Source organism: Geminicoccus flavidas (assembly GCF_009806515.1).
Taxonomy (GTDB): domain Bacteria; phylum Pseudomonadota; class Alphaproteobacteria; order Geminicoccales; family Geminicoccaceae; genus Geminicoccus; species Geminicoccus flavidus.
In genome coordinates, this window is sequence record NZ_WUJP01000862.1 from 1 (window position 1) to 9,512 (window position 9,512).

Sequence of the window (9,512 nt, forward strand, 5' to 3'; positions counted from 1 at the left end):
GATAGGGATTTCCTGTCGCGCTGGTCGCGCCGCAAGCTGGAGGCCCGCAGGGAACTCACGCGAGACAGCGAGGCGGCGGAAGCCCCGGCCGAGGCGGATGTTCCGGCCGAGCCGGATGCCGTACCGGCAACGGTCGAGGAGCCGGCCGCCCTGGCCCAGCCGGACCTGCAGGAGGAACTGCCCAGCCTGCCATCGGTCGAGGGACTGACCGCGCAATCCGACCTGACGCCGTTCATGCGCAAGGGCGTCCCGGCGGCGCTGCGCAACGCGGCGCTCAGGCGGATGTGGGTCCTGGACCCAGCCATCCGCGACTATGTCGGCGATGCGCGCGACTATGCCTATGACTGGTCCGTCCCGGGCAGCGTTCCAGGCTCGGGGCCGCTCGCCAGGACAGAAGAATTGATCACCGCCGCGCGCAGGATTGTGAGCCGGCTTCCCGCCACGCCGGAAGACGGCCCTGAACCCGGAGCAGGCGAGGCACCGGTCGCCGCGGATGACACTGCATCTGCACCCATCGCTGAGAGCGCTGCCGCGGACCCGCCGGCCGTTGCCGCCGCCCCGCAGGCACCGCCCGCCGCTGCGCTGGAGATGTCCGGACCCGAACCACACCTGGCGACGCCGACCAAGCCGGATCATGCAGCCGAACGGCCGATCCGGCGCCGCCGGCACGGCGGCGCCATGCCGGTCTGACCCGACGGCTGACCAATGCCGGGCCGCGGAATGTCCGCAATCAGTGCAGACTACGTCTAGACAGGCGGCTACCACCCGAGAATGTTAAGAAATTGGTGCTCAACCCTACCGGCAGATTGCAGACGTGGCATGATACGTCCCATGCACAGGCTGCCGGTCCCGAGCCTGGCACAGGGGCGGCTTCGAGGTGACGGCTGGGGCATCACGGAACGGGAGCAGCATGGGCGGCGGACCCACCATCGACGAGATCGATCTCCTTCGGGCCCATGAATACCACCTGCTGGCGCTGCTGCTCGGCCGAGCGCCGACCGCCGAGCTGCTGGCACGGCTCGCCGGGCTGGAGGGTGATGGAAGCCCGCTCGGGCAGGCCCATGCGGCACTGGCCGAGGCTGCGGCCACAGCGGACCCGGCGGCGCTGGAGCGTGCGTTCTTCGATCTGCTCATCGGCATCGGCCGCAGCGAGCTCATTCCTTTTGCCTCGTACTACCTGACCGGGTTCCTCCACGAGCGGCCGCTCGTAGGGATCCGGGAGGACATGGCCGCGCTCGGGATCGAGCGTGCGGCGCATGTGCATGAGCCCGAGGACCATCTGGCCATCCTGTGCGAGACTATGGCCGGCCTGGCCTCTGGCCGGTTCGACGCCGGGCGGGGGGGCGAACGGCAGTTCTTCCGCCGCCATCTCGAACCCTGGGCCGGGCGGTTCTTCGGGGACCTGGAGCAGGCGGCATCCGCGCCCTTCTACCGCAGCGTCGGCACGGTCGGGCGGCTGTTCATGGAGATCGAGGCCAGTGCGTTCGCGATGGATGTGGAAGCTGTATCGCCGGGAGCCGAGCGGCGTGCCGCCGGTTGATGAGTGATGGGCCGGCCGGAAAGCCAGGGGAGGAAGACATGAGCGAGCAGCAGGATGGCAGGTCCCTCGGGCGCCGCAGATTCTTCCGCGCGCTCGGCACCGGCTCGGTGGCAGCCGCGGCCGGTGCGGTCATGGGCGCAAAGGAAGCCCAGGCCTATGACCCGGGCCCGGAAGAGACCAAAGCACGGTACCGCGAGACCGACGATGTCCGGGCCTTCTACCGGACCAATGGCTACGAGACGCTGAGGAAGTAGGGCCATGCTGATCAAGCGCAGGAGCGGCGAGGCGGGCCGCGCCAGGATGCCGGTCGAGATGGTGGCCCAGGGGAGCGAGGGCACGGACCGCCGTGCCTTCCTGCGCCGCTCGGGGCTGGCGGTGGGCGGCCTGGCCGCCCTAGGCTCGCTTCAGCTCGGTTCCGTCCGGAAGGCGAAGGCCGCGGGCAGCGCCGTTTCCGGCCCACAGGTGCAGATCAGGAAGAACATCTGCACCCATTGCTCGGTCGGCTGCACCGTCACCGCCGAGGTGGTGAATGGCGTCTGGGTCGGCCAGGAGCCGTCCTGGGAAAGCCCGATCAATCGCGGGACACACTGTGCCAAGGGCGCTGCGATCCGCGAGATCGTGGGCGGCGAGCGGCGCCTGAAGTATCCGGTGAAGCTGGTGGGCGGCCAGTGGCAGCGGATCAGCTGGGAGCAGGCGATCGACGAGATCGGCGACAAGCTCCTGGACCTGCGCGAGAAGGCCGGTGCCGATTCCGTACTCTGGCTGGGCTCGGCGAAGTTCACCAACGAGGCCGCCTATCTCCTGCGCAAGTTCGGCGCCTTCTGGGGCACCAACTCGGTCGACCACCAGGCGCGCATCTGCCACTCCACCACGGTGGCCGGGGTTGCCAACACCTGGGGCTATGGCGCCCAGACCAATTCCTACAACGACATCCGCAACTCCAAGACCATGATCATCATGGGCGGGAATCCAGCGGAAGCGCATCCGATCTCCATGCAGCACGTCCTGGCGGGCAAGGAGATCAACCGGGCGAACCTGATCGTCATCGACCCGCGCTTCACCCGCACTGCCGCCCATGCCACCGAATATGTCCGGATCCGGTCGGGCACCGACATTGCGGTGGCCTGGGGCCTGCTCTGGCACATCTTCGAGAATGGCTGGGAGGACCAGGAGTTCATCAGCCAGCGCGTCTACGGAATGGATGACGTCCGCAAGGAGGTCGCCAAGTGGACGCCGGCAGAGGTCGAGCGGGTCAGCGGCGTGCCGCCGGAGACCATGCGGCGCGTCGCCGAGACCTTCGCCAAGCAGAAGCCTTCGACGGTCATCTGGTGCATGGGGGTGACGCAGCACTCGGTGGGCACCGCCAACGTACGCGCCCTGTGCAACCTGTGCCTGGCGACCGGCAATGTCGGCAAGCCCGGGACCGGCGCCAACATCTTCCGCGGCCACACCAACGTCCAGGGGGCCACCGATCTCGGCCTCGATTCCACCACCCTGCCGCTCTACTACGGCTTGGTCGAAGGGGCCTGGCGGCACTGGGCGCGGGTCTGGGAGGTCGAGTACGAGTGGCTGCAGTCGCGCTTCGATGAGGTGCCGGCCAAGGGCGGCCGCAAGGCTCGCAGCCGCAAGGACAACATGGAGACGCCGGGCCTGACCTCGACCAGGTGGTTCGACGCGGTCCTCCTGCCGGAAGAGCAGATCGACCAGCGCAGCCCGCTCAAGGCCATGTTCGTGATGGGCCATGGCGGCAACACCGTCACCCGCATGTCAGAGGCGGTGAAGGGCGTGGAGAGCCTGGACCTGCTGGTGGTTGTGGATCCCCACCCGACCTCGTTCGCCTCGATGTCGCAGCGCACCGACAACATGTATCTGCTGCCGGCCTGCACCTCGCTCGAGATGGACGGGTGCCGGACCGCGTCGAACCGTTCGCTCCAATGGGGCGAGCAGATCGTGCCGCCGATCTTCGAATCGAAGAACGACTACGAGATCCTCTACCGGCTCGCGGTCAAGCTTGGCTTCGCCGACCAGATGTTCAAGAACATCAAGGTCGAGAACGGCGTGCCGCTGGCGGAGGACATCCTGCGCGAGATCAACCGGGGCGGCTGGTCCACGGGCTATTGCGGGCAGTCCCCGGAACGTCTCAAGGCGCACATGCGGAACCAGGGCAAGTTCGACCTGGTCTCCCTGCGCGCACCGATGGACGATCCCGAGGTCGGCGGCGACTATTACGGCCTGCCCTGGCCGTGCTGGGGCAAGCCGGAGATCCGTCATCCCGGCTCCGCGGTCCTCTACAACACCAGCCTTCATGTGAAGGATGGCGGCGGCACCTTCCGCGCCCGCTTCGGCGTCGAGCGCAACGGCGAGACCCTCCTGAGCGAGGGGTCCTTCTCGGCGGGATCCGACCTCACCGACGGCTATCCCGAGATCACGATGGGGGTGCTCAGGAAGCTCGGCTGGGACCAGGACCTGACCGCGGAGGAGTTCGAGGTCATCCAGCGCATCGGCGGCAACGACATCGACACGGTGAGCTGGGCCACCGACCTGTCGGGCGGCATCCAGCGCGTCTGCCTGGACCATGGCGTGTCGCCCTACGGCAACGGCAAGGCGCGGTCCAACGCCTGGAACCTGCCCGACCCGGTGCCGGTCCATCGCGAGCCGGTCTATTCGCCACGCCCGGACCTGGTGGCCGACTATCCGACCCGCCCGGACGAGCGCCAGTTCCGCCTGCCCAATCTCGGCTTCTCGGTGCAGCAGGCGGCCGTCGAGGCCAATCTGGCACAGGAGTTCCCGATCATCCTGACCTCGGGCCGGCTGGTCGAGTACGAAGGCGGCGGCGAGGAGACCCGCTCCAACCGCTGGCTCGCCGAGCTGCAGCAGGACATGTACGTGGAGATCAATCCGGCCGATGCCGCCGACCGCGGCATCCAGAGCGGCAGCTTCGTCTGGGTATCGGGTGCGGAGAACCAGGCGCGGGTCAAGGTGAAGGCCCTGGTGACCGAGCGGGTCGGCAGGGGCGTGGCCTTCATGCCGTTCCATTTCGCCGGCTGGTACCAGGGCGAGGATCTCCGTCACCGCTATCCCGGCAACACCGACCCGGTCGTGCTGGGCGAGAGCGCCAACACAGTCACGACCTACGGCTACGACCCGGTGACTAACATGCACGAGGGCAAGGCCACGCTTTGCCAGATCCAGGCAGTCTGAAGCGGAAGGGAAGCACGCATGGCCCGCTTGAAATTCCTGTGCGACGCGAACCGCTGCATCGACTGCAACGCCTGCGTCACCGCCTGCAAGAACGAGCACGACGTGCCGTGGGGCATCAATCGCCGCCGGGTCGTCACCATCAACGACGGCAAGCCGGGCGAGCGCTCGGTGTCGATGGCGTGCATGCACTGCACCAACGCGCCCTGCGCGGCCGTGTGCCCGGTCGACTGCTTCCACGCGACCGATGACGGCCTAGTGCTCCACTCCAAGGAAATCTGCATCGGCTGCGGCTACTGCTTCTACGCCTGCCCGTTCGGCGCGCCGCAGTTTCCCCAGGCCACGAATTTCGGCTCGCGCGGCAAGATGGACAAATGCACCTACTGCGCCGGCGGGCCGGACGCGGACCTGTCCGAGGCGGAGTATGTCCGCTACGGCTCGAACCGGCTGGCGGAAGGCAAGCTGCCGCTATGCGCGGAGATGTGCTCGACCAAGGCGCTGCTCGCCGGTGACGGCGAGATCATCGCGCAGATCTACAAGGAGCGGGTGGTGACGCGCGGCTACGGGTCGGGCGCCTGGGGCTGGAAGACCGCCTATGGCGAAACCATCACCGTCACCTGACCAGAAAGTGCCACACACCCGGCCGACATCGCCCCAGGAGCCGTACAGGAGGATCCCGTGACTCATGGACTGAACTGGATCCGGGCGCTGGTCGTCATGATCGCCCTCGTCGTCGCTTGCGCCCCGGCCATGACCCGGCAGGCAGGGGCCCAGGAGGCCGGGGCCCAGGCGGTCAACCCGACCGCCATGTCCGTCCAGGCGGATGACCTGCTCCAGCAGGAAGGCAAGCTCCAGGGCTATCTCGCCCAGCCCGACCCGAAGCTCGCGATCCTGGAGCAGCCACAGGGCAGGCTGTGGCGGGCGTTTCATGAATCCTGGCTACCCTGGGGCAGCGGCATCCTGATCCTGGCGGTGGTCCTCCTGCTGGGCGGGGTCTACCTGCTCAAGGGGCCGATCCAGGCGGACGAGGTCTCCGGCATCAAGATCCTCCGCTTCAACGTGTTCGAGCGCTTCACCCACTGGCTGACCGCGATCAGCTTCATCATCCTGGCGCTGAGCGGCATCAACTACATCTTCGGCAAGCGCTATCTGCTGCCGCTGATCGGCCCCGAAGCGTTCGGGACCCTGTCCCAGTGGGGCAAATATGCGCACAACTATCTGGCCTGGCCGTTCATGCTGGGTGTCCTGTTCATGATCGTGGTCTGGGTGAAGGACAACGTCCCCCAGCGCGGGGTCGATTGGGCCTGGCTGAAGGCGGGCGGGGGCATGTTCAACAACACCCATCCCAGTGCCGGCCGCTTCAATGCCGGTCAGAAGCTGATCTTCTGGTGGGTGGCCCTGGCCGGCATCGTCATGTCGGTCACCGGCATCATGCTGCTCTTCCCGTTCGCGGCGTTCGGCGTCAACGGGATGCAGATCACCCAGGTCGTCCACTCGGTGGTGGGCTTCCTGTTCATCGCCGTGATCATCTTCCACATCTATATCGGCACGCTCGGCATGGAGGGTGCCTATGACGCGATGGGCAATGGCGAGGTCGACGTCGCCTGGGCCAGGGCCCATCACGACCTGTGGGTCGAGGATCAGTTGCGCAAATAGTCGATAGGGTGCCGGCCGGGCGTGCCGCTTGGCGCGTCCGCCGCTTCAGGATTCCGGTGCGGCCGGGACGGGAGCCAGGCCGGACCAGTCGGGGCCGACCAGATTGTGCCCGGGATGATCGACATAGGCGCCGTTGCTCGCGAACCGCTGATAGGCGGGCTCGTGGAACTGGCCGAGGATGCTCGAGGCCGCCACGGCCAGGAGAATGGCCACAACAGCGCTTGCCAGGAACACCTTCATCGAGAATCTCCGCGCTCGGGCAGGTGACGATCCAAGAGGGCGGCAGCCGGGTCGCCCCGCCCGCGGCCGGTGAACGATGCCAGTTTCGGCCCGGCCCCGATCCGATGCCAAGCCCCCAATGCCGAGCCTATGGCTGCTCGCCTCCCTCGAAGAATTTCGGGTCGAGCGCTGCCAGCGCCAGCAGGGGCGGCGGCATGGTGACCCCGGCCCGGCGCAGTTCCTGCGCCACTGCCCGGCACTGGCCGATGTCGTCTGTCTGCGCAGCCGCCTGGGCCTTCTCGACCTGGGCGGCGTCCGGATCGATGGTGGGCGGCGGGGCGGCCGAGCCCGCGGTCGGGCCAGGGATCTGCTTCGCTTCCGCCGACTTGGGCGCGCCTGCCTCCGGTGAAGCCGGCGCCGCCGGTTCCTGCCGCGATGCCTGTTCCTGCCCGGACGGCGGGGCGGCCGGCTCGTCCTCCGCCCCGACCTGAGGTCCGGGCGTGCCGGCCCCCGAAGGGGCAATCGGGGCGCTCATGCCGGATGCCTCCTGCGAGGCGTCGTTGCCGCCTTCCGGCTGCGGCGTCGGCTCTTCCTGGGACGGCGCCTCGACCGCCGTGGCCGCCTGTGGCGGGGAATCCTCTTCGGCGGCCCGCTCCTTGGCCGGGCGCTCCACGAAGGCCAGCAGTTCCTGGCAGAGATCCGCCGGCCCGCGACGCGCGGCAGTCTCGGCCTGACCTCCCGCAGCCTCTGCCGGAGCCGGGGACGGCTGCTCCGGCTGTGCGCCGGCGGCCGCCGGAATGATCACCGAGAGGCCGGCGACCGCAACCATCAGGGGGCCTCGCATGGTCAATCCTCTCCTCGCGGGCAGCTTCACGAACCTGCGTCTCGTTCACGGGTCCGGGCGACTCTAAGCGAGAACTTCCCCGGGCGCCGCATGTTCCATCCATGCCACCGGGGCGGTGCGCCACGGGGGCATCATCCCGGGGAACCCGCGATCGCGGCGGATGGCCTGCCTAGGGCACCGGGCACGGGCTCGCCTGCCAGATCTCGGACGCATACTCGACGATCGTGCGGTCGCTGGAGAACCTGCCGGAATGGGCGATGTTGGCGACCGCCATCCGCATCCAGCGGTCCCGGTCGGCATGGGCCTCGAGCAGCCGCCGGTCCGCTTGGAGATAGGCGGAAAGGTCGGCCAGGTGCATGTAGCGGTCACCAGCCTCCAGCAGGGCACGGCGCAGCGGCAGGAACGCGCCCGGCTCGTAGCGGCTGAAATGGTCCGAGAAGATCAGGTTCAGTGCGGCACGGGTCTCGGGCTCGTGCTTGTAGTGCCACCACGGGCTGTACCAGGGCCGGCTGTTGGTCACCTGCTGCGCGGTCAGGCCGAACAGGAAGAAGTTTTCCTCCCCGGCCGCCTGCGCCATCTCGATGGTGGCGCCGTCCCGCGTGCCGATCGTGAGCGCGCCGTTCATCATGAACTTCATGTTGCTGGTGCCGCTCGCCTCGTAGCCGGCGGTCGAGATCTGGTTGGACACGTCGCTGGCCGGGATCAGCCGCTCGGCGAGCGACACGTTGTACTCGGGCAGGAACACGACCTTGAGGCGGCCCCGCACGGCCGGGTCGCCATCGATGGTGCCAGCCAGATTGTTGAGGAACTTGATGACCAGCTTGGCGAGTTCATAGGCCGGGGCCGCCTTGCCGGCGAAGAAGAAGGTGCGCGGCGCCATCTCCAAGGCCGGGTCCTGGCGGAGCCGGTTGTAGAGGACCACGACCCGCAACCCGTTCAGGAACTGCCGCTTGTACTCGTGAATGCGCTTGACCTGGCTGTCGAAGATCGAGTCCGGGTCCACCACGACGCCTGAGTTCGTCTTCAGCCAGTCGGCGAAGCTGGACTTGGCCCGGCGCCTGGCGTCGTGCACGGCGTCGCGGAAGCCGGTGTCCTCCGTAAGTGGCGCCAGCCTTTCCAGCTCGGCGAGGTCGGTGATCCAGCGATCGCCGATGGCAGCGGTGATGCTGCCCGCGAGGGCCGGGTTGGCCAGGAGCAGCCAGCGCCTTGGCGTCACCCCGTTGGTCTTGTTGCCGAAGCGCTCGGGATAGAGCTCCGCCAGGTCCCGGACCGTGACCTTGCGCAGGAGTTCGGAATGGATCGCCGCGACGCCATTGGTGCTGTGCGAGCCGACGATCGCCAGATGCGCCATACGGATCCGGCGGTCGCCGTCGTTCTCGACCAGGCTGGAGCGCGCGATCCGTCCCTCATCGCCGGGGAAGCGGGCGCGCACTTCGGCTGCCAGCCGGCGGTCGATCTCCAGGATAATCTCGAGCTGGCGGGGCAGGAGCCGCTCGAACCAGCGCAGCGGCCATTTCTCCAGGGCCTCGGGCAGGAGGGTGTGGTTTGTATAGGCCAGCGTGCGCCGGGTCAGGTCCCAGGCCTCCTCCCAGCCCAAGCCCGCCTCGTCCAGCAGGATCCGCATCAGTTCCGGCACGGCCATGGCCGGATGGGTGTCGTTGAGCTGGATCGCCACCTGGTCCGGCAGGCTGCCCCAGTCGTCATGGCCGCGGCGGAAGCGGCGCACCAGGTCCGCCAGTGAGCAGGCGACCAGGAAATATTCCTGCACGAAGCGCAGGCCCTGGCCCATGCTGGTGGAATCGTCGGGATAGAGCACCCGGGTCAGGGATTCCGCCGACAGCTGCCCCGCCAAAGCACTCACGAACTCCCCCGCACTGAAGGCAGCGAAGTCGAAGGCACCGGGCGCCGCAGCGCTCCACAGGCGCAGCGTGTTGATGTTCTTCCCGCCATAGCCGACCACGGGGCGGTCATAGGGGATGCCCTGCAGGGCCGAGGGGCGGCCCATGACCACGCCGAGCGTGCCGCCGCGCACCTCGAACGAGCAGCCGAGCCGCA

The 9,512-nt window shown here is 68.1% G+C and carries 9 protein-coding genes; 6 read left to right on the plus strand and 3 right to left on the minus strand.

Features of this window, described 5'->3' with window-relative positions; all coding sequences use genetic code 11:
- The 6 genes from EQG76_RS24635 to EQG76_RS24660 all read left to right on the plus strand — a co-directional run.
- Positions 1 to 690 (plus strand): DUF3306 domain-containing protein (locus EQG76_RS24635; RefSeq protein ID WP_159717249.1); only part of this gene is annotated, 690 nt, incomplete at its 5' end.
- A gap of 220 nt (positions 691 to 910) precedes the next feature.
- Positions 911 to 1,540, plus strand: coding sequence for a TorD/DmsD family molecular chaperone (locus EQG76_RS24640; protein ID WP_159717251.1), 630 nt, complete (start codon positions 911 to 913; stop codon positions 1,538 to 1,540).
- A 38-nt stretch (positions 1,541 to 1,578) separates the two neighbouring features.
- Positions 1,579 to 1,794, plus strand: a complete 216-nt coding sequence (locus EQG76_RS24645) for a formate dehydrogenase (protein WP_159717253.1) — start codon at positions 1,579 to 1,581, stop codon at positions 1,792 to 1,794.
- Between the two features lie 4 nt (positions 1,795 to 1,798).
- The gene (locus EQG76_RS24650) at positions 1,799 to 4,741 is read left to right on the plus strand and encodes a formate dehydrogenase subunit alpha (RefSeq protein ID WP_159717255.1); all 2,943 of its coding nucleotides are present in this window, start codon (positions 1,799 to 1,801) and stop codon (positions 4,739 to 4,741) included.
- An 18-nt stretch (positions 4,742 to 4,759) separates the two neighbouring features.
- Positions 4,760 to 5,359 carry a formate dehydrogenase FDH3 subunit beta gene (gene fdh3B, locus EQG76_RS24655; protein ID WP_159717257.1) on the plus strand — a complete coding sequence of 200 codons (600 nt, stop codon included), beginning with the start codon at positions 4,760 to 4,762 and terminating at the stop codon, positions 5,357 to 5,359.
- 57 nt (positions 5,360 to 5,416) lie between these two features.
- On the plus strand, positions 5,417 to 6,394 hold the full coding sequence (locus EQG76_RS24660) for a formate dehydrogenase subunit gamma (RefSeq protein ID WP_200841087.1): 978 nt from the start codon (positions 5,417 to 5,419) through the stop codon (positions 6,392 to 6,394).
- A 45-nt stretch (positions 6,395 to 6,439) separates the two neighbouring features.
- On the opposite strand, the gene EQG76_RS24665 is transcribed toward EQG76_RS24660, so the two are convergent.
- The 3 genes from EQG76_RS24665 to EQG76_RS24675 form a co-directional block, all read right to left on the minus strand.
- Positions 6,440 to 6,634, minus strand: a complete 195-nt coding sequence (locus EQG76_RS24665) for a hypothetical protein (protein ID WP_159717259.1) — start codon at positions 6,632 to 6,634, stop codon at positions 6,440 to 6,442.
- A gap of 127 nt (positions 6,635 to 6,761) precedes the next feature.
- Positions 6,762 to 7,442 carry a hypothetical protein gene (locus tag EQG76_RS24670; protein WP_200841088.1) on the minus strand — a complete coding sequence of 227 codons (681 nt, stop codon included), beginning with the start codon at positions 7,440 to 7,442 and terminating at the stop codon, positions 6,762 to 6,764.
- Between the two features lie 184 nt (positions 7,443 to 7,626).
- On the minus strand, positions 7,627 to 9,512 hold a 1,886-nt coding region (locus EQG76_RS24675; RefSeq protein WP_159717263.1), incomplete at its 5' end, for a glycogen/starch/alpha-glucan phosphorylase.

What these genes read in the sequence shown, in the direction of transcription:
- EQG76_RS24640 (WP_159717251.1), top strand. Translation starts at nt 911, where the DNA reads ATGGGCGGCGGACCCACCATCGACGAGATCGATCTCCTTCGGGCCCAT.
- EQG76_RS24645 (WP_159717253.1), top strand. Translation starts at nt 1,579, where the DNA reads ATGAGCGAGCAGCAGGATGGCAGGTCCCTCGGGCGCCGCAGATTCTTC.
- EQG76_RS24650 (WP_159717255.1), top strand. Translation starts at nt 1,799, where the DNA reads ATGCTGATCAAGCGCAGGAGCGGCGAGGCGGGCCGCGCCAGGATGCCG.
- fdh3B (WP_159717257.1), top strand. Translation starts at nt 4,760, where the DNA reads ATGGCCCGCTTGAAATTCCTGTGCGACGCGAACCGCTGCATCGACTGC.
- EQG76_RS24665 (WP_159717259.1), bottom strand. Translation starts at nt 6,634, where the DNA reads ATGAAGGTGTTCCTGGCAAGCGCTGTTGTGGCCATTCTCCTGGCCGTG.
- EQG76_RS24670 (WP_200841088.1), bottom strand. Translation starts at nt 7,442, where the DNA reads ATGGTTGCGGTCGCCGGCCTCTCGGTGATCATTCCGGCGGCCGCCGGC.